This window comes from Ramlibacter tataouinensis (assembly GCF_001580455.1).
Classification (GTDB): Bacteria; Pseudomonadota; Gammaproteobacteria; order Burkholderiales; family Burkholderiaceae_C; genus Ramlibacter; species Ramlibacter tataouinensis_B.
In genome coordinates this window covers 3492363-3512845 of the sequence record NZ_CP010951.1, presented here as the reverse complement: position 1 = coordinate 3512845, position 20483 = coordinate 3492363, and the positions used below count along the sequence as shown (strand labels likewise).

General features: G+C 67.0%; 14 protein-coding genes and 1 pseudogene. 2 read left to right on the top strand and 13 right to left on the bottom strand.

Annotated elements, in window-relative coordinates:
* Positions 1 to 235: 235 nt before the first annotated feature.
* The 3 genes from UC35_RS16345 to UC35_RS23710 form a co-directional block, all read right to left on the bottom strand.
* Positions 236 to 2161 carry a potassium transporter Kup gene (locus UC35_RS16345; protein WP_061501530.1) on the bottom strand — a complete coding sequence of 642 codons (1926 nt, stop codon included), beginning with the start codon at positions 2159 to 2161 and terminating at the stop codon, positions 236 to 238.
* 128 nt (positions 2162 to 2289) lie between these two features.
* A complete protein-coding gene (locus UC35_RS16340) occupies positions 2290 to 2970 on the bottom strand; it encodes a response regulator (RefSeq protein WP_061501528.1) in 681 nt (226 codons plus the stop codon).
* The gene (locus tag UC35_RS23710) at positions 2963 to 4453 is read right to left on the bottom strand and encodes a DUF4118 domain-containing protein (protein WP_158513924.1); all 1491 of its coding nucleotides are present in this window, start codon (positions 4451 to 4453) and stop codon (positions 2963 to 2965) included. Before UC35_RS23710 ends, UC35_RS16340 begins: the two co-directional genes overlap by 8 nt.
* Before the next feature lie 124 nt (positions 4454 to 4577).
* Here UC35_RS23710 and UC35_RS16330 point away from each other — a divergent pair, with 124 nt between their 5' ends.
* Both UC35_RS16330 and UC35_RS16325 read left to right on the top strand, forming a co-directional pair.
* Positions 4578 to 5873 carry a flavin-containing monooxygenase gene (locus tag UC35_RS16330; RefSeq protein ID WP_061501525.1) on the top strand — a complete coding sequence of 432 codons (1296 nt, stop codon included), beginning with the start codon at positions 4578 to 4580 and terminating at the stop codon, positions 5871 to 5873.
* 277 nt (positions 5874 to 6150) lie between these two features.
* Positions 6151 to 7272: an ABC transporter substrate-binding protein gene (locus UC35_RS16325; RefSeq protein WP_061501523.1), complete on the top strand. Its 1122-nt coding sequence runs from the start codon at positions 6151 to 6153 to the stop codon at positions 7270 to 7272.
* 46 nt (positions 7273 to 7318) lie between these two features.
* Here the strand turns inward: UC35_RS16325 and UC35_RS24295 are convergent.
* The 10 genes and pseudogenes from UC35_RS24295 to UC35_RS16280 form a co-directional block, all read right to left on the bottom strand.
* Positions 7319 to 7405, bottom strand: a pseudogene (locus UC35_RS24295) (acyl-CoA dehydrogenase family protein); the annotation flags it as partial.
* Positions 7406 to 7407: 2 nt separating this feature from the next.
* A complete protein-coding gene (locus UC35_RS16320; protein WP_061501521.1) occupies positions 7408 to 9843 on the bottom strand; it encodes an efflux RND transporter permease subunit in 2436 nt (811 codons plus the stop codon).
* 13 nt (positions 9844 to 9856) lie between these two features.
* Entirely contained in the window at positions 9857 to 10813 is a 957-nt protein-coding gene (locus UC35_RS16315; protein ID WP_227820351.1) for a WD40/YVTN/BNR-like repeat-containing protein, read from the bottom strand.
* A gap of 156 nt (positions 10814 to 10969) precedes the next feature.
* Complete coding sequence (locus UC35_RS16310; RefSeq protein WP_061501517.1) at positions 10970 to 12325, bottom strand: DUF1329 domain-containing protein; 1356 nt, start codon at positions 12323 to 12325, stop codon at positions 10970 to 10972.
* A 13-nt stretch (positions 12326 to 12338) separates the two neighbouring features.
* Positions 12339 to 14048 (bottom strand): DUF1302 domain-containing protein, encoded by a 1710-nt coding sequence (locus UC35_RS16305; protein ID WP_061501514.1) that lies wholly within the window; start codon positions 14046 to 14048, stop codon positions 12339 to 12341.
* 107 nt (positions 14049 to 14155) lie between these two features.
* Positions 14156 to 15067 (bottom strand): SDR family oxidoreductase, encoded by a 912-nt coding sequence (locus UC35_RS16300; protein WP_061501512.1) that lies wholly within the window; start codon positions 15065 to 15067, stop codon positions 14156 to 14158.
* A gap of 110 nt (positions 15068 to 15177) precedes the next feature.
* Complete coding sequence (locus UC35_RS16295) at positions 15178 to 15630, bottom strand: MaoC family dehydratase (protein WP_061503883.1); 453 nt, start codon at positions 15628 to 15630, stop codon at positions 15178 to 15180.
* A gap of 10 nt (positions 15631 to 15640) precedes the next feature.
* Positions 15641 to 16411, bottom strand: a complete 771-nt coding sequence (locus UC35_RS16290) for an enoyl-CoA hydratase/isomerase family protein (RefSeq protein WP_061501510.1) — start codon at positions 16409 to 16411, stop codon at positions 15641 to 15643.
* A 143-nt stretch (positions 16412 to 16554) separates the two neighbouring features.
* Positions 16555 to 19263, bottom strand: a complete 2709-nt coding sequence (locus UC35_RS16285; RefSeq protein ID WP_061501507.1) for a LuxR C-terminal-related transcriptional regulator — start codon at positions 19261 to 19263, stop codon at positions 16555 to 16557.
* 89 nt (positions 19264 to 19352) lie between these two features.
* Entirely contained in the window at positions 19353 to 20474 is a 1122-nt protein-coding gene (locus UC35_RS16280) for an acyl-CoA dehydrogenase family protein (protein WP_061501505.1), read from the bottom strand.
* Positions 20475 to 20483 lie beyond the last annotated feature (9 nt).

Sequence of the window (20483 nt, the reverse complement as noted above, 5' to 3'; positions counted from 1 at the left end):
CGCTCCTTGCGGGTCGGCGCGAGGCGCTCCAGCCCGCGCACCAGCATCACCATGAGAACCCACAGCAGCGCGCCCAGGGCCAGGTAGATCAAGTCCATGTCAGCTCCGTTTCAACGAACGGATGAACTTTGTGCCGTGCCGCATAAAAACGGGGAAGAGAAGCCGGGACCCGGTGTAAAGAAGTCATAAACAGCCCCGGGTCCTTGCGCCTTGCCTGGCGGCGCGCCCGGTTCCGCTACAACTGCACGCGGGTGCCCAACTCGATCACGGCGTTGTCCGGCAGGCCGAAGTAGTCGACGGCCCGGCCCGCGTTGCGCGACAGCGCCTCGAACAGTTTCTGCCGCCAGCGCGGCATCTGCGCCCGCGCCTGCGGCCGCGGCACCACCGTTTCGCGGCTCAGGAAGAACGAGGTGGCGAATTCGTCCACCGCGAGTCCATGTTCGGCGCACAGGCGCAGCGCCTGCGGGATGTCCGGCTGTTCGGCGAAGCCGAAGTGCGCGACGACCTGCCAGAAGCCATGGCCGATCTCCTCGATCTCCACGCGTTGCGCCACGGGCACCGTGGGCTCTTCGTGGTATTGCACCGTCAGCACCAGGTTGCGCCGGTGCAGCGCCAGGTTGTGCTTCATGTTGTGCAGCAGCGCCTGGGGCACTACACCGGGTTCGGCCGACATGAATACCGCCGTGCGGTCCACCCGCAGCAGCGCATCCTGAGTGGCCAGGGTCTGGACGAACTCGCGCAACGGCAGCTGGTCTTCCCGCAGCGTTTCGCCGAGCAGCTCTCGTCCGCGCTTCCAGGTCGTCATCACCACCAGCACGCCGGCCGCCAGGGCCAGCGGGAACCAGCCGCCTTCGTGCACCTTGAGCGAGCAGGACGCAAGCAGCACCGCGTCGAGGGTGATGAACAAGGCCGTCGCGCCGATGGCGGTCCACCGCGGATAGCCCCAGGCGCGGCGCACCACGAAATACGTGAGCACGGTGGTGATCAGCATGGTGCCGGTCACCGCGATGCCGTAGGCCGAGGCCATCGCGGAGGAATTTCCGAAGCCGAGGCAGGCCAGCACCACCGCGCCCAGAAGGATCCAGTTCACCGCAGGCACGTAGACCTGTCCACGCTCGTGCGTCGAGGTGTGCACGATCTGCAGGCGAGGCAGGAAGCCGAGCTGGATCGCTTGCTGCGTCAGCGAATAGGCGCCCGAGATCACGGCTTGCGAGGCAATGATGGTCGCCAGGGTCGCGATCACGACCGCCGGCAACAGCAGTGCCGGCGGAAAGCTCAGGTAGAACGGGTTTTCAATGGCCTGGCTGTCGCGAAGCAGCAGCGCGCCCTGCCCCGCGTAGTTGAGCGCGAGCGAAGGCAACACCAATCCGGTCCAGGCGATGCGGATCGGCCGCTTGCCAAAGTGGCCCATATCGGCATAAAGCGCTTCGGCGCCCGTCACGGCCAGCACCACGGCGCCCACGGCCAGGAACAGGCCCCAGCCGCGCGCGGCCAGGAAGTTCCAGGCGTGGCGCGGATCGATCGCCTGCAGCACCTGCGGCGCCTGGACGATCTGCCACGCCCCGACGGCGGCCAGAACTGCAAACCACACGATGATCACGGGTCCGAACCACTTGCCCACCGTGGCCGTGCCGCGGCTTTGCGCCATGAACAGGCCCGCCAGGATGCCGATGGCGAGCGGCAGCACCCAGGGCTTGAGCGCGGGCGCGGCGACTTCCAGGCCTTCCACCGCGCTCAGGACGGAAATCGCCGGCGTGAGCACGCTGTCGCCGTAGAACAGCGCCGCGCCGAAAGCCCCCAGCAGCAGCAACCGGGCTCGCAGGCGCGGCTGATGCGCCGCCGTTTGCGATGCGAGCGCCAGCAGCGCCATGATCCCGCCCTCACCGCGGTTGCTGGCGCGCATGATCAGGGTCACGTACTTGAGCGTCACCACCACCATCAGCAGCCAGAACACCACCGAAACCGCCCCGACGATGTTTTCGGGCGTCGGGGCCACGCCGGTTTCCGGCTTGAAGATTTCCTTGATGGTGTACAGCGGGCTGGTGCCGATGTCGCCATACACCACCCCCAGCGCCGCCAGTGTCAGCGCCGCCGTCCCCTGCCTGCGCAGTTCGCCCGCCGGTGCGCCTGCGAGTTCTTGCGCTGTCGATGCCGTCTCCATGAAAGCCCTCCGGATGGAATGAGGCTTTCCTTGTGCCGCACGCGGCATAAAAAACGCATAAATGCAGCCGAGGTGACGCAGCGCCCCCACCCAGGCCTCCCCCGGAGGGGGAGGGATCGAGTGGCCACTTACTCGTCGGCGAGCCGGTAGCCCACGCCCAGTTCGGTGAGCAGGTAGCGCGGATCGGCGGGGTCTTCCTCGATCTTGGCGCGCAGGTGGCCCATGTAGATCCGAAGGTAGTGCAGCTGGTCCACGTGCTCGCTGCCCCACACCTGGGCCAGCAGCTGCCGGTGGGTGAGCACCTTGCCCGGGCTGGCCGCCAGCCGGTCGAACAGCTCGAGCTCCAACGGAGTCAGGTGGACCGTGCGGCCACGCACGCTGACTTGCCGGCTTTCGCGTTCGTAGACCAGGTCGGCGACGCGCAGCACGGGCGCGGGCTGCGGCGGTGTCGCCGCGCGTCGCAGCATCGCGCGTACCCGGGCCAGCAGCTCGCCCACGCCAAAGGGCTTGGTCAGGTAGTCGTCGGCGCCGGCATCGAGGGCGGCGATCTTCTGCGCCTCCTGCGTGCGCGCCGACAGGACCAGGATGGGCGTCGACAGGCGCTGGCGGACGAGGCCGATCAGCTCGACACCATCCATGTCCGGCAGGCCCAGGTCCACGATCAGCAGCTCGCAGGGCCCGGTGGCGAGTTCCCGCTGCGCCTGGGCCGCGTCGTGCGCGGCGCGCGGCCGCATCCCGGCGGCGCTGAGGCTGGCGCAGACGAACTGCGAGATCGAGCTGTCGTCTTCCACGACGAGGACTTCAGCCACGTTCGAGCTCCTGCGGGAGTTGCGCGGCGGGCAGGTCAATGCGGAACTCGCTGCCCGGCTCGCAGCGCCTGGCCGCGATGCGTCCGCCGTGCGCCTGGACCACGAGCTTGCAGATCGCCAGGCCCAGCCCCGCGCCGGCCGACTTGCCCGCCTTGGCATAGCGGTCGAAGATCGCATCCGCGTCGGTCTCGGGCAGGCCCTGGCCATGGTCGCGCACGGCGACGAACACCCCTTCGCGGCTGCGGCCGGCGGTCACGATCACAAGCGGTTCGCCGCCCGAGTGACGCACGGCGTTGTCCACCAGATTCGCGATCGCCTGCGCCAGCAGCGAGGCTTCGGCCTTCACGGGTGGCAGCCCCGGCGCTACGCGCAGCTGGATGCGCGTGCCGTCCCAGCGCCTTCGCATGCGCGCCGCGGCCGCACCCAGGACTTCCTCCACGGACTCCCACTCCATGCGCAGTTGCAGATGCGGCTGCGACAGCCGCGCCATCTGCAGGATGTTGTCCGCCATCAGCGTGAGGTCGCGCGCTTCGTTCTCGATGTTCGACAGCAGCCGTTCACGCTGCGACGGCGCCAGTGACTCTGACTGGGCGCGCAGCGTGCTTGCGGTGCCCTCGATGCCGGCCAGCGGCGTGCGCAGGTCGTGCGACAGCGACGCCAGCAGCGTGTTGCGCGCGGCTTCGGCGCGGGCACTCTCTTGCGCCGAACGCGCGGCCGAAGCGGCCCGTTCACGTTCGATCCGCAGCCCGACCTGCCCGGCCAGCGCCATCCAGTGCTGGAGCGTCTCGCCATCCGGGCTGTCGCGGCCGGCCAGCAGCACCTGCACGGCGCCCTTGGCGCCGCGACGGGCGAAGGGGGCGCACCACAGCGGCAGGTCGCGCCAGTCGTCGCAGCCGCGCCCCAAAGGCCGGCCATGCTCCAGCGACCAGCGCACCGAAGCCTCGTGAAATCCCGGTTCGGTTTCCGGCACACCCCAATGCTGCAGTCGGCCGTCGTCCATGAGCAGGAAAACCGCCGCGGGCTTGCCCAGGCTGGCGCACAGCCAGTCCGCCGCCCGGCGCGCCATTGCCTCGATGCTCTCGCAAGCGGCCAGTGCTTCGCTCAGCTCGTGCAACTGCGCCGCGCGCAACTCGCCCTGCTCGGCGCGGTCCTGGCGCTCGCGCAGGTGCGCCACCAGGTTGTTGAGCACCAGCGAAAGCGCCAGCAGCACCGCGAGAATCCACCAGTACTCCGCGCCTTCCACCCGGAAAGTGTGGCGCGGCGGAATGAAGAAGTAGTTGAGCGCCGAGACGCACGACACCGCCGCCACGACGGCAGGCAGGCGGCCGAGCCGAAAGGCGCACGCGACGGAGGCCACCAGGTACACCATCGTCAGCCCCGCGACCGACATGTAGCCATCGAGCGCGAAGCAGGCCAGCGTCGCCAGCGCCGCCGCGCCCATGGCTTCGAGGTAGGCCAGCTTCGGGCGAGGTCTGCTGCGCATGCCGCGCATCGTACGCCTGCTGAGATGCCGACGGCCAGGCGCTGCGTCTCCCTCCAACCAGCGCTCCTTGTTGGCCCGGGGTTTGCACCCTATAGTTGCCGCTCGCCCTTGACCCGGAGGTGCCATGGACCGTGAGCAGGCAGTGCTTGATGTCGCTATCGTCGGCGCCGGCATCGCCGGCGTGGTCGCCCTCTACTACGCGCGCCAGGCGGGCCTGCAGGCGCGCGTCTTCGAGCGGCAGGATGGCGTGGGCGGCCTGTGGCGCAAGCTGCCCGCCTGGCAGGACATCCAGATCGCACCGGCCGACTGGGCCATCGGCGACCTGGCGCTGGCCGGTCCCTACCAGCCCGCCGTCCTCGCCAACATCCAGTCCTGGGTGGACCGCTTTGGCCTGGCCGATGGCATCTCGCTCGCCACCGAAGTTCATTCCGCACGGCACGAAGGCGGTGTGTGGCGGCTTGCCACGTCGAAGGGTTACTTCGAGGCCCGACACCTGGCCTGCGCGACGGGCGCGCACAACATTCCGCACGTGCCCGAGGTGAGCCGTATCGCCCCGGATGTGCGTGAACTCCACTCCAGCGCCTTGCGCGATCCGGCCGAAGTGGCCGGCAAATCGGTGCTGGTGGTCGGCGGCGGCGGGTCGGCCTTCGACCTGCTGGACCTGTGTTTCGAGCACGGCGCCGCCCGCATCGCCTGGGCGTACCGCGGCCTGCACTGGTTCACGCCCACCCGCAAGATCAAGCATGTTGCCGGCAGCGTGCGCGAGTTCGCGCGCCTGCAGGTCAGCGGCATGACCCTGGAACAACAAAGCGCGGTGATCGCCGAGGACCTCCGCGGCCGCTATGCGAAGTTCGGCCTGGAAAGCATTCAGCCGGCCAAGCCCTTCGACCTGCGTCACGACCAGCTGATTCCCGGACGCCATCGCATGGTCGAGAACTTCGCGGCGATCGAGCGGCATGCGGCCACCGTGGAACGCATCGAAGGCCGCAAGCTCACGCTCAGCGACGGCGCGGAGCTGGAGCCCGACCTGCTGCTCTGGGGCACCGGCTACGCCGTGGACCTGTCCTTCCTGGAGGTGCAGCCGCTGCGGACCCTGCGCGTCCTCGGCGATGTCGCCGCACGCTGTGGCGGCGCCTTTCGCAGCCTGGATGCGCCCAACCTCCACATCCTGGGCATCGGCCTCGACGGCATCGGCTCCGCGCCGTTCGCCTATTCGCTCATGGGCCGCTCACTGGCCGCGCACATCGCCGGCCGCGCCGACCTGGGGCTGGAGCCCGTGCCCCATCGCCTCAATCACTTCGAGTTGGCGAACTACCTCGCGCCGCGCGACCCGCACAACTACCCGCCTTCCAATTGGCGCCAGGCCTTGCGCGAGCTCGCCCTGAACACGCCCGACTCGCAGCCCTACCCGATTCCGTGAATTGACTTCGCGCAAACTTCTGCGCGTCGGGCTCTCTCCCAAACCCAGCGCCGTTGGATGATGCTGCGGGCAGCCATTTCGCCCCTACCCGATTTTCCGACTGGTCCACCCCGCCCATTTGGAGGGGGTTGCACCCGGCCATCTGGCCTTAAGGTCGTGCCTGCGCACCTACGTGCTTTCCACACTGACGGACTTTCCACGTTTACGTGCTTTCCCCATTGGGATCGCGCCAAGTGCGGCTATCGTTCACACCGGAAGTATCAAGACGGAGTTGGAGATGAGAAGAACTATTGCCCGGGCCATGCTGGCTGCATCGATAGTGGCCGCCCCCGCCGCCTGGTCCATGGACATCGTGGTTGGCCAGGTCGCCCCGATGTCCGGCCTGGAAGCCAACCAGGGCCGCGCGTATGCCGCCGGCATGGAACTGCTGTTCAAGCAGGTCAACAAGGCCGGTGGCGTGAACGGCCATCGCTTCACACTGGTGCGCAAGGACGACGGCGGCCGGCCCGAAGACACGCTGAGCGCCACCCGCGAACTGATCACCGAGAGCAAGCCGCTGGTGCTGGCCGGCTATTTCGGCAACAAGAACGTCGCGGACCTCATCGCTTCGGGCCTGTTGAACAACGAGAGGCTGGTGCTCGTGGGCTACCGCTCCTGGGAGCTGCGCGCGGACGCGCCGAACGTCTACAACGTGCGGGCCGGCCTGCGCGAAGAGATCAACAAGATCATCGAGCACCTGGCCACCATCGGTATCACCCGGCTCGCCATGCTCTACGAAGCGGGACCGGGTTCGGTCAATCTGGTGCTGGCGGCCGACGAGGCAGCGAAGAAATCCAAGGCGCAGCTTGTCGCGCACGCTTCCTATCCGTCCGGAACGACGACGGTCACGCCCGCCGTCGACCAGTTCGTGAAGGCGCAGCCGCAGGCCATCCTGCTCGTGGCGACCGGCGCCGCCGCGGCGGGTTTCGTCGAGCTGTACCGGGCCGCGGGCGGGACGGGGCAGATCTTCACGCACTCGGGCGCCGACGTGGAACAGATGGCCAAGCGCCTCTCCGACGAGCAGTTGCAAGGCGTCGCCATCGCGCAGGTGACCCCGAGCCCCTACAAGATCTCGAGCAAGATCGCCAAGGAGCTCAAGGACGTCCTCGCCGGCTCCGACAAGCCCGACGTGCCAGTCAGCTACGCGATGATCGAAGGCTTCATCGCCGGGAAGGTCATCGTCGAAGCCGTGCGCCGCCAGGGTCGCGCCCCGACACGCGAGGGCATAGCCGCCGCGCTCGATTCCATGGACAACTTCGACGTCGGCGGCTACGCCGTCGGCTACAAGTCGGGCTCGCGTACCGGGTCGAAGTACGTCGAACTCTCGATCGTCAGCGGCGCCGGGAAGATCAGGCAGTGAGGCATGGGCTTCCGGCTCGATGGGGAGCCGGGCTCGCTCGCCCGTATCAGCCCAGGCTGCGCGCGATGATCAGCTTCTGGATGTGGCTCGTGCCCTCGTAGATCCTGGTCACGCGCACGTCGCGCAAGTAGCGGACTAAGCGCGTTGGGGCACACCCTTCGGCTCGGGGACGCCGGCGACGCCGCCCTTCCTTGCGCCGACCCCGCGGAGCAGGAAATGCGATAGCGCCGGAATCAGCACCAGCGCGCCCAGCATGTTCCAGATGAACATGAAGGTCAGCAGGATTCCCATGTCGGCCTGGAACTTGATCGGCGAGAAGGCCCAGGTGATCACACCGGCAGCCAGCGTCACGCCCACCAGCGCCACCACCTTGCCGGTGAAGCGCAGCGCGTGCCGATACGCGTCCTTGAGCGTGGCGCCGACGCGCTGCTGCGCCAGCTGGATGCTCAGCAGGTACAAGGCGTAGTCCACGCCGATGCCCACACCCAGCGCGATCACCGGCAACGTCGCCACCTTCACCCCCATGCCCAGCGCCACCATCAGCGCCTCGCACAGGATCGAGGTGATGGCCAGCGGCACCACCGCCACGATCACCGCGCGCCAGCTGCGGAAGGTGATGAGGCACAGCACGATCACCGCCGCGTACACGTACAGCAGCATGGTGACGTTGGCCTGCTTCACAACGATGTTGGTCGCCGCTTCGATGCCGGCACTACCCGCCGCCAGCAGGAACTGCCGGTCCGAGGTGCTGTGCTGCTGGGCGAAGGCGTCGGCCGCCTGCACCACGCGATCCAGCGTCTCGGCCTTGTGATCCGACAGGTAGGCCACCACCGGCATCACCGAGCATTCGGTGTTGAACAGGTCAGGATTGGTCGTTCCCGCCGTTCGCGCGGAGTAATTGAGCACGTCCTGGTTCGGCGAGATGGTCAGCCACTTGGGGTTGCCTTCGTAGGAGCCGGCGGTGATCTTGCGCACCGCATCGGCCAGCGAGACCGTGGTCTGCACGCCCGGCACCTGTTGCAGTGTCCAGCCCAGGCGATCGGCCTCGACCAGCGTCTGAAAGGCCAGGCAGCCCTCGGGCTTGGTCTTGACGATCACCGCGAACTGGTCGCTCGAGAGCGAGTAGTTGCCGGTGATGTAGGCGTTGTCACGGTTGTAGCGCGAGTGGGGCCGAAGCTCCGAGGCGCCAGCGTCCAGATCGCCGATCTTGAGTTTGGTGCTCACGGCAAAGCCGGCCACCGCGACCAACGCCGAGACCACCAGCGCCGCCAGCGCCCAGCGCCGCTCGGTGAAGCGCTCCAGCAGCGCCCAGCTGCCGCCGGCTTGCTGTTGCTCGGCGCGAAGGCTGCGCGCCGCCGCCGTCGGGCTCACGCCAGTGAAGGACAGCATCACCGGCAGCAGCACCAAATTGGTGAACACCAGCAGCGCCACGCCGAGGCTGGCGGTGATGGCCAGGTCCTGGATCACCGGGATGTCGATCAGCATCAAAACGGCAAAGCCCACCGCATCGGCGGCCAGCGCCGTCAGGCCCGCGAGGAACAGGCGGCGGAAGGTGTAGCGCGCCGCCACCAGCTTGTGGGTGCCGCGCCCCACGTCCTGCATGATGCCGTTCATCTTCTGCGCGCCGTGGCTCACGCCGATGGCGAACACCAGGAAGGGCACCAGGATGGAGTACGGGTCGAGCTGGTAGCCCAAGAGCGTCACCAGACCCAGCTGCCACAGCACCGCCACCAGCGAGCAGGCCAGCACCAGCAGCGTGGAGCGCACGCAGCGCGTCCAGGCGTACAGGATGGCCGCCGCAATCAGGGCGGCCGCCGCGAAGTACAGCACCATCTGCGCCAGCCCATCGAGCAGGTCGCCCACCACCTTGGCGAAGCCGACGATGCGGATGTTGACGTCGGCGCCGCCGGCCTTGGCGTGCTTGGCGCGGATTTCTTCCAGCCGCTTGGAGAGTTCCCAGTAGTCCAGGGGCTTGCCGCTGGGGTCCTTGTCCAGCAGCGGCACGAAGATCATGCTGGACTTGTAGTCGTTGCCCACCAGGCTGCCCAGGATCTGGGCGCGCGCGATGTTCTGGCGCAGCTGGTCGATCTGCCGCGGCGAGCCGGAGTAGTTGTCCGGCATCACCGGGCCACCGGCGAAGCCTTCTTCGGTGACTTCATTCCAGCGCACCAGCGGCATCCAGAGCGACTTGACGTTGGCGCGATCCACCCCGGGGGTGAGGAACAGCTCGTCGTTGATCTGTTTCAGCGCCTTCAGGTAGGCCGGCTCGAAGATGTCGCCGGCCTTGTTCTCCACCACCACGCGCACCGCATTGCCCAGGCCCTTGAGCTCGTTGCGGTTGTCGAGGAAGTTCTTGATGTAGGGCTGGTGCTGCGGGATGGTCTTTTCGAACGCGGCATTCAGCGTCAGGCGCGTGGCCTGCCAGCCGAGCACGAGCGTGGCCAGCACGCAGGCCAGGACCACGAACAGGCGGTGGTTGAACACCAGCCGCTCCAGCCAGTTGCCCGAGCTGCGGTCGAAGTCCTTCAACTCGCGGACCACGGGCATGTCGTCGATTTGGGTCGTCACCATTTGTCTACTACCCTCACTTCAGTGATTCGAGGCGCACGCCGCCGAAGCCGGCCAGGCCCAGATTGCCATTGCCGGCATCAGCCAGCGTGAACACCGGCGCAGGATTCAGGAGTGGGATACGGCGGAACGTGGCACCGTCGTCGATGCTCAGGAGCAACTGGCCGGCCTGGCTGGCGAGCACCACCGAGCCGTCGGCGCGCACCACGCCGCCGGTCAGGCCCGCTGTGACGCCAGTCTCTACCTTGCTCCAGTTCGCGCCGCCGTCGGTGGTGCGGAAGGCGTTGCCGCGCAGTCCATAGACCAGCGTCATGTTGGCGCTGCCGGTGACGCCGAACAGCGTGCCCTCGTAAGGCAACGGAACTCGGATGAAGCGCTGGCTGGCGCGATCGAGCTTGAGCACCAGGCCCTGCTCGCCGACCATGAACAGCGTGCCGCCTGCCGGCCGGATGCCGTACAGGTGCATGGCCTTGGGGTTGTCGACACGGTCGGCCCAGGAGGTCCAGGACTTGCCCCCGTCTTCGGTGCGCAGGATCAGGTTGAAGGCGCCGATGGCAAAGCCCTTCCTGTCATCCTCGAACCAGACGTCCAGCAGCGGCTTGTCGGCATCCCGGACCAGAAACTGCTTGCTCCAGGTGGCTCCGCCGTCGGTCGTGTTCAGGACCACGCCCGGGTGGGCCACCGCCCAGCCCTTCTTCGCATCCGGGAATGACAGCGCCGTGACATCGGTGCTCAGTGGCACCTCGGCCTGGACCCAGTCCTTGCCGTTGTCGGAGTAGAGAATGTGGCCGCGCTGTCCCGCAGCCACGATCCGCTTGCCTGCCATGGCCAGCGCGTTCAGCTGCGCCTGCATGGCAAGCGCGGACTTCGCGGCCGGCACGGCCAGCGGCGCTTGGAAGACAGGCTGCGCAGACGCCGTGCCCATCGTGATGGCGGCCCAGGTCGCGGCCTGGACCAGTAAAGCTCTATGCAACACGCGTTGCTCCACTCGTCATGCGACTGTTCGGCAGTCGCCGCCGGCCGCCAGGGGCCGGCTGGTCATACATGGTGGAGCCACCTTCGGCGAAGGCAGCTGGGGAGGCGCCAGTCAGGCGACGACAGGCCCGCGCTTGCGGCGCGGGCTGTCCAATCAGCGGATACCTTGCGCGGCGAGGCTATCCGGCGTCCATTGCGAGTCCTGCTGCAAGCCTTCGCTCACCTTGATGCCCGAGGCGCCCGGCCACTGGTTGATGTAGTAGGTTCCGGCAATCAGGTCGTAGTGCCCGGACGCGAAATTGTTCGGCACCGCGGCGTCGTAAAGCTGCGTCAGGTAGGCAAAGCCCGGACGCCACAGCTGGCCGCGACCGTCGTACTGGTCGGACGCCAGGACGTTCCAGCTGTCCTCGTCGATGTAGAAGGTGCGGCGCGAATAGACATGGCGCGCGCCGTCCTTCAGCTTCGCATCCACCACCCAGACGCGGTGCAGTTCCCAGCGCACGACGTCCGGGTTGATGAACTTCGGCTTGAAGACGTCTTCGGCCTTGTCGTGATAGGCGAAACGATAGGCGTTGTAGGGCACGAGCATCTCTTTCTTGCCGACGAGCTGGAAGTCGAAACGATCCATCTTGCCGTTGTAGAGATTGACGTCATCGATCGTCGACATGCCCCCCGTGCTGGTGTTGGGTGTGTCGTACGCAAGATCCGGCGCCAGCCGGACGCGGCGCTGGCCCGGAAGGTACTGGTAGGCGCGGCGCCCTTTCCCATCCATGAACTCCTGCGTCATGATCGACTCGCCGGCGCGGCGTGCTGGGCCGGTGTAGTTCGCCTTGGCTCGAGTGAGGTACGAGGGATATTCCGCCTTCGAGTCGTCGTAGTAAGGGCTTTCGATGGTCCAGACGCCCTGGGTGCTCAGGACAAGTTTTCCGGCGGCGTCGATGTTGTAGGCCGAGTACTTCGGCATCACCGCCGAGAAGCCCTGCCATCTTGCGAGGTAGTTGTACATGACTTCGTTGCCGCTCTTCGGGATCGGGAACGGAATGCCCCCGCGAGCGCCGCGCAAGCTGAGGCCGTCGTCGGACAGTTTGCCGCGCGTGGCGTTCTTGACCGAGTTGTCGAGAACGAATTTCGGATAGGCGACCGTGCGTTGGGTCGTGTACACGTCGATGCGGAAGTCGGCGTAGGCCTTCATCAGCGCCTTGGTGCCCTCGGTGAGCTTGTCGGCGTACCGGTCCATGTTCTTCGCACTGACCGAAACCAGGGGCTTCTCGTTGGCGAAGGGGTCCGGGCGGACGTTCTTGCTCTTGTCGTAGTTCGCCGGAGGAGTGGTGAGGCCGCCGGTGTACGCGGGAATGGTGCCTTCCTTGTTGCCGGCCTTCTCGGCGCCGAAGGGCGTCAACTCCGCTCCGAGCTTTTTGGCTTCCTCGGCCGATACGGCGGCCTGCGCCGCCCCCAGGTGCGCCGACAACAGCCCGGCGCACAACAATGCAGTTGCGAGTTTTTTCGTCATCTAGGTCTCCGACTTAGAAGGTGGTCTTGAACGTGAAGTAGACGGCGCCGCGGTCCTTCACCAGCGGCGTCAGGCCGTTGGCGCCCGCGACTGCCGTCCCAGGCACCGGCACCACGCCGTTGGCCGCGGGTTTCAGCGTGCCGAAGAAGTCGACGTATTTCAGGTCGAAGCGGTACTTGCTGTACAGGTCCATGGCCAGGCCGACCGAGTAGCTGCCGGCGTCCTCGTTGCCGCCCAGCAGCACCGCCGAGTTGCCCTTCAGGCCCACTGAGTAGCTGAGAGGCATGGACAGGTCGGCGCCCGGAAACACCTGGAACCAGGTGGGCGTGAAGTTGACGGCGATGCCGTAGTAGTCCTTGGTCACGGCGTCCAGCGACGTGTTGCCCGCGCGGCCCTTGAAGCGGTTCAGCGGATCGCTGGTGACCTTGTCCCAGCGGTTCCAGGCGAACTCGGCCGACCAGTTGGCGCTGTCCCACAGCGGGGTGACAGGCGCCGTGCCGATGGCGTTGACCACGGCGTGCCACGTGTTGCCGCGCGCACCCACGACCTCGCCAGGGGCGATCACGCGGGTGGCTGGCACCGCCAGCGAGTCCGACGCCAGCACCATGTTCTTGCGGTAGTTCAGGTCCGCGCCGACACTCACGCCAAAGAACTGCCTGCTCAGGCTCAGGCCATACAGGTCGATGTCGCTGCCGTAGGTGAAATTGAACTTGCCCGGCAGCGCGCCGTTGAGGCCGACCACGACCTGCGGCAGCTTGTCGGTGAAGTTGCGGTAGTAGAAGCCCATCGTGCCGTCCAGCCATTCCGGCCGCCAGCGCGCAGCAATGCCCCAGTCGCCGCGGTCCTTAGGCTTGACGTCCGGCGCGCGCGGCACGGTGAGCACCGAACCATTGGGCAGTGCCTGCAGGATGGCCTCGCCACCCAGAAAGTACTGGTCGGCCGGGCCCAGGTAAGTGCCGCCTTCCATGACCCGGGTGGAGGCCCACTGCAGGTAGTACTGGGCAGCGAAGGACAGCTCCGGCGTGGCCTGCAACTGGGCCGACAGCTGGTTGAGCGGCATGAACAGCTCTTTGGCTTCGGTGCCGGGCGTGGAGGCGGACTTGCCGTAGTCCAGCGGCGCCTGGCTGTAGGTGTTGCCGTGGATGGCGCCGCCCAGCAGCAGGCCTTCGCCCCAGTTGACCGTGTGGCGTCCCACGCGCACCGTCGCCGGCATGCTGGCCAAGTCGAAGTTGCCGAAGACGAAAGCGTCCAGCCACTCGCCCGAGGGACCGTGGTAGTAGCGGTTGGCATACGGGCTCAGGCCAAAGGCCTTTTGTCCGTTGACGATGTGGTTGGAGGTGGCGAGGCTGGTGTTGTCGAAACCACCGGCGTAGGCCTGGTCGTACCAGCCGGCCGCCGACACGCGCGCGCCGAACTTCTTCTGGTAGACCACGTCGAATTCGCTGAGCAGATCCAGCCGGTTGGTCACGATGCTGTGGCGCGCGAAGTTGCGGTCGCCGTCATCGAGGTTGATGTTGCCGATGATGGCCGGGTTCTGCCCCTCGACGCGGTAGCCGAGGTTGTAGCGAACGGTGTTGTCCCAGCGTACCGTCAGGTCCTCGTTGCCGGTGTCGAAGTCGACAGCCGCAGCGGTTCCGCACAGCCCGGCGCACAGGGCGGCCGTGGCCGCCGCCAGTGCATGGCGCCGGATGCCGGGGCGCCTTGTTTCATTGATGCTTGTCATTGGAAATGTCTCTCCTCACGTTTGTTGAAACCCGGCTTTCCCCGAACCGCTGGTTCGAGCGCCGCTCCTCGATCAGCTCCCTGCGTTGCCTTGTTGTGTCTTCTGTCCTATTTCCTGATGCCGGCCATCACGGCCTGCATCAGCGCCGAGACCTGCTGGTTCGAGTCGTCGTAGGCACGCGCGGTGTTCCAGTCGGCGATGCGTTCGAAGTTCGCGGCCAGGGCTTCCGGCGACAGCTCGCTGTCGGCGAAGTGGACCGGCGCGGTGTCGACGATGCGGCACACCGAGTACGCACCGCCGCCGGCGGACATCGTCACCTTGGAGGGAGCGTTCTCGCTGACCAGGAACAGCGCCGCCGGGGTCACCTGCTCCGGCTTGAGGGCCGCGAACATCTCGGGCGGCATCACGTCTTCGGTCATGCGCGTGGCGCCGATCGGAGCGATGGTGTTGACGCGGATGTTGTTCTTCGCGCCTTCGATGGTGAGCATGTGCATCAAGCCCACCAGCGCCATCTTGGCGGCGCCGTAGTTGGATTGGCCGAAGTTGCCGAACAGGCCCGAGGCCGAGGTCGTCATCAGGATGCGGCCGTAGTTCTGTTCGCGCATCAGCTCCCACACGGCCTTGGTGCAGTAAGCCGAACCCATCAGGTGCACGTCGACCACCGCGCGGAAGTCGGCCATCTCCATCTTGGAGAGGGTCTTGTCGCGCAGGATGCCGGCGTTGTTGATCAGCACGTCGACGCGGCCGAATTCGGCCTTGGCCTGGGCCACCATCGCCTGCACCTGCTCGAAGTCGCAGACGTTGGCGCCGTTGGCGATCGCCGTGCCGCCGGCGGCGCGGATCTCTTCCACCACCTTTTTGGCGGCTTCGGAGGATCCGCCCTTGCCGTCGCGGCTGCCGCCGAAGTCGTTGATCACCACCTTGGCGCCGCGGCGGGCCAGTTCCAGGGCATGCACGCGGCCCAGACCGTTGCCGGCGCCCGTCACGATGGCCACGCGGCCGTCAAATCGAATCGTCATTTCCTTACCTTCAACAAATTCCAGAAGAAAGAGGTCCCCAACCGCCTGATCGATGCGATCGGGCGGACACCTCGAAAGGGGGATGCGCGAACCGCGCTAGCGGGAGTAGGTCAGTACCTTCTTGTGATCCATTCGGCCACGCACACCGGCTTGTCCGAGCCCTCCATCTCCACCGAAACACCGATCGTCAATTGCGCGCCGCCGTTGTCGATTTCGTCCCAGGCCAGCAGCCTGAAATGGGCGCGCACGCGGCTGTTCACTGGCACCGGCAGGATGAAGCGCACCTTGTTGAAGCCGTAGTTCACGCCCATGACGCTCTTGCGGATCTCGAAGGCGCTGACCATCAAGGCCGACATCAGGCTCAAGGTGAGGAAGCCATGCGCGATGGGCGCGCCGAACGGGCCGCTCTTGGCGCGCTCCGGATCGACGTGGATCCACTGGTGGTCGCCGGTGGACTCGGCGAACAGGTTGATCTTCTGCTGGTCCACCAGCATCCAGTCGCTGGTGCCGATCACCTCGCCCACCTGGGGCTTCATGTCGGTGACGGTTTCGTAGCTCTTCATCGTGGACATCTCAGTAGCCCTTGAACTGCGGCTCGCGCTTTTTCACGAAGGCGCGCAGGCCTTCCTGGATGTCCCAGGAGCGCTGGTGATCGCGCAGCGCCAGCAGCTCGTGGCGCAGTGCATCGGCCTGCGACTTGTCGGCCGCCTCGTTGGCCACCTGCTTCATCTTGCACAGCACCAGCGGGCTCTTCTGGGCGAACTTTTCGCCCAGCGCCTGCGCGCGGCCGGCCAGTTCGGCATCGGCCACGACCTCATTGACCAGGCCCCAGCCCTTCATGTCGTCGGCCGACAGCGCGTCGCCCGTGAACAGCAGGTACTTGGCCACGTTGGCCGGTACCTTACGCGGCAGGATGGCCGCACCGCCGCCGCCGGGGAACACGCCGAAGTTCGAGTGCCCGTCGCCGAAGCGCGCGCTCCGGGCCGCCAGCACGATGTCGCAGCACAGCACGGCTTCCATGCCGCCGGCCAGCGTCAGGCCGTTTACGGCGGCAATGGTCGGCTTCGGGAAGGCCCGCAGCAGGTCGAAGAAGTCCACGATCCGGTCGAGAAAGTCCTTCTCGCCGGGGGCCGCCGGTGCACCGGCCGTTTTCAGGTCGGCGCCCGCGCAGAACGCGGGACCGGTGCCGGTGATCACCACCGCTCTCACCTCGGGATCGTCCTGCCAGGCCAGCAGGGTGGTGGTCATGCTCTCGATCATCTCGCGGCTCAAGGCGTTCATCGCCTTCGGCCGCTCGAGCGTGATCCATCCAACCCTGCCTTTTTTGGCTTGGGAAACGCTCATCTAACTACCTCCAAGTCAAAGTCGATTCGCTTGGAGGTCAGCTTATGGGATGGGGTCTGCGTGCCCCCCATTACTTTGGGGTGGGGACCCCCATGGTGGCGGCATGGTGCTGGAAAACCCTGAGGGTTCGCCGCAACTGATTCCTAGCGAATCAGGCCCTGCTTGCGCGCCCAGGTCATCGCGTCATAGCGGCTGGACAAGTCGAGCTTGGTCAGGATGTTCCGGACATTCCACTTCACGGTATCCAGCGAGATGTTCAGTGTCAGAGCGATGCGCTTGTTCGACATGGCCTGCGACACCAGGCTCAGGATCTCGAGCTCGCGCGGCGTGAGGTTGACGCCGTCGGGGACCGGGAACTCGCGCTGGCCGGACACGGCTGACTGCGAGGTGCCGGCCTGACCGAAGCGCGCGAGCAGGTCTTCCAGATGGGCGGCGGCCGCCTCGTCGAACCGGCTGTCCTTCCTGAGCCGAGCGAGCAGTGCCCCGGCGCGGGGGCCTTCATCGAGCAGGACCCTCACGAGACCGCAGCGCGACGCGACCTGCACGGCCTCCACCAGCCGCGCGTCCATCTCGTCCAGGCGCTTGAGGTCATCCAGCGCGAAGGCGGCGAGCAGCGCCTCCAGCACCTGCATACGCGCACGACCATACTGGCGGGCATACTCGCGCGCGACGGGCAGGGCCGACAAGGCCTTGTTGGGATCGTTGGCGGCCAGTGCCATGCGCGCCCGATCCAGCGCGGCCACCGCGGGAATCTCCGCGCGGGCTCCGTCCGCATCGCGATAGAGCACGTCGAGCTCCTGCACGCGGGCCGACACATCGCCAGCTCGGGCCTTCTGCCCCATGGCCAGCAGGATGCGGACCTGCTCGGCCTGCATGCAGGCCACGAGCCGGGGCAAGCCCAGGCCCTGATAGTGAGCCGCCTGAGACTCGATGAAGTCCAGCACCGCTTCGGGCGGCTCGTTCAGCGATTTCAACCGGGCCGTGGTGAGGGCGGCACTCAGCATCACCAGCGGCATGGACGCCCGCACCACCAGGTGCGCGCGGTTGGCGAGCACCTCGCGCGCTTCGTCGATCCGGTCGAGTTCGTAGTAGGAGTCGCCAAGCGTGGCGGAGGTCACCGATGCCCAGACCGAGCGACGCCCGTACAGCGACTCTGCCACCGCGAGCTGTTCGGCGGCCAGGCGGGCCGCCCCTTTGACATTGCCCTCGGTCAACAGCACCAGCGCGCGCCAGCCTTGCGCGACCAGCGCGGTATTGTTCTTTCGCTCGGCCGGGGTGACTGGGTTGTCGTCGAGCAGCTTGTGGGCCTCGGCATACCGGCCGACCGAAGCGTACGAGCATCCCAGCAGCGGCAGGTAGACGTGGTGCAGGTACGGGGTCTCGGCCACCACAGGCAGCAGCGGCTCCAGCAGGTCGATGCAGCGCCGGGTGTCGTCGCGCTGCATGGCCACCGCCGCGTCCGCGAGCGGCAACTTGGAGGAGATGGCGGGAATCTTCGCGGCCTCGCTTTCGCGAATCTGCGTGAGCCAGCGCTCCGCCTTGGCATGACGCGCTGTCATCGAATACGTCAGGCACCCCAGGAAGAAGAGGCGCGGACGTGCGAACAGCTTCTCCTGCGGCAAGCGCTCCAGCAGGTTCAACATCAGGCTGATATAGCTCAGGTCCCAGGCATCCGTCGCGGCGTTGTCGATGGTGTCGACCGCGGATTCGAGATCGCCGCCCGCGATGGCATGGCGCACGGCCTCCACCAGCAGGTCATGCCCGGCGAACCACTGGCTGGCCCGGCGGTGCAGTTCGCTGACCGCCGCCTTGCCCCGTCGCGCCAGGCGCGTGGCCAGAAATTCGCCGAACAGCGGATGGAAGCGATACCAGGGCAGACGGTCGTCCGACTCCACGCGGTACATCAGCAGGTTTTCCTCCTCCGCCCGCCGGATCAGCCCTGCCGCGTCCTCGCTCCCCGTAACGGCAGCGGCCAGCTCGACGTTGAAGCGCCGGCACACCGACACCTGCTCCATGAAGTCGTTCAGCTCGGCCGGCAGGTGGGCCGCCACCTCCTCGGCCAGATAGGCCTGGAGGTCGGCCGAACTCCATCCCAGCTCGCGCAGCTTGGTGCGCGTTTCGGGACGGGTGCGCAACATGATGGCCATGAGCTCCAGGCTGGCCGGCCAGCCGCCGGTCTTGTCGTGAATCAGGCGGACCTCTTCAGCGTCGAGCTTGAGCGTGCCGAGGTTCTGCTCGAGGAAGCTGCGCGTTTCCTCGGCGTTGAAAGGCAGCTCGCCGAAGCCGATTTCGGTGACCCGGCCCAGCACGCGCAGGCGGCTGATGGCAAGCGGCGGCGCCGCGCGCGAGGCGATGGCAATGTGCAGGTTGGCGGGGCAATGGTCGATCAGCTTCTGCACCAGCCTGTGCGCACGCTGGTCGTCGACGTGGTGGTAGTCGTCGATGATGAGGTACAGGTCCTTGGGAATGCCCGCGGCCGAGTTGACCGTGGCGGCTACGACCGCGTCCAGCGACCTGGCGAGGTCACCGTCCCCGCCCTCGAGCAGCATGTCGGCATCCACCGGGATGCCCAGGCGGCGCAAGGCAGCGGCGAGGTAGGTGCTGAAGCCCGCGAGTTGCCTGTCGTCATGGCCCAAAGAAAGCCACGAGACCTCGTCGCCGGCCTTCATCAGTTCGCGGCGCCACTGGGCCAGCAGGATGGTCTTGCCAAATCCGGCGCCGCCGGTGACCAGAACGAAGCTGCAGCGCCGACCGTCGCTCAGCTGCTCGAGCAGATGCTTGCGCGCGATGAAGCGCGAGCCGATATGAGGCGGCGCGAACTTCGTGGAGACCAGCAGCTTGTCGAAGTCCATGTGCGGCGTGGACGTCTACGGCGACAAGGCGCAATTATCGGCTTGGCCCCGCCCGCGCCATCGCATGCGGGGACGGCGCCCGCGGAGCGTCACGCCATGCACGCGGCTTCGTGCCGCTCGATGCTGCCGAGTTGCAGCTCGGCGACCACCGCGCGCTTGAAGTAATGACCGATCAGGTACTCCTCGGTCATGCCGATGCCGCCGTGCAACTGGATACCCTGGCCGCACACGAACTTGGCCGCGCGGCCGATCAGCGCCTTGGCGCCCGACAGCGTTCGCTGCCGCGTCGCTGCATCATCGTTCAGGGCCGAGTCCAGGGCGACGAACAGCATGGAGCGTGCGGTCTCCATCTCGGCCGCCATGTCGGCGATGCGGTGTTGCAGCGACTGGAAACTGCCGATGGCCACGCCGAACTGCTTGCGGGTCTTCAGGTACTCGGCAGTCGCTTCGATCACCCTTTCCATCGCGCCGACCAGTTCGGCGCCGAGTGCGACGACGCCGTGCGAGAGGCCCGCCTGCAGCGCCGCCAGGCCCCGGCCCGGTTCGCCCAGCACGGCAGCGGCGGTGAGCTGCACGCCCTCGAGCACCAGCTCCTCGGCCCAGGTGCCGTCGTGCAACGGCAGCGCCTGGCGCACCAACCCCGCGGCGTCAGCGTCGACCAGGAACAGGGTGATCTGGTCGGCCGGCGCCCCGTCAATGCGCGCCGAGACGATGTATTGCTGCGCCATGCATCCGCTCAGCACCAGCGACTTTCGTCCCTGGAGCACGTACCCGTCCCCAACCTGCCGCGCGATCGTGGCGACCGGCAAGGGCGTGCCGCGCGATGCCAGCTCGCTGTAGGCGAGCGCGATCCGGTGCGAACCGTCGGCCAGCAACGGCAGCAGGCGCGCCTTCTGCGCCGTGGTGCCGCCGGCCGCCAGTGTCTGGGCCGCTACCACGGCGCAGCCGAGATAAGGTTCCAGCACCAGTCCGCGCCCCAGCTCCTGAGCGATGAGCGCGGTATCGACGAGGTTGCCGCCCAGGCCGCCGTAGGCCTCGGGAAGCGCCGCCGCCAGCCAGCCATTGTCGGCGAAAGCCTGCCAATGGTCCAGGCTGGCACCCTTGCGGGCATTCACAGCGGCCGCGCGCGTCTCGAATGCATACGCCTTGCCGATGTAGCGGCGCACGCTGTCCTGCAGCAGTTGCTGCTCCGAATTCAGTTTGAAGTCCATGTGCTCGTG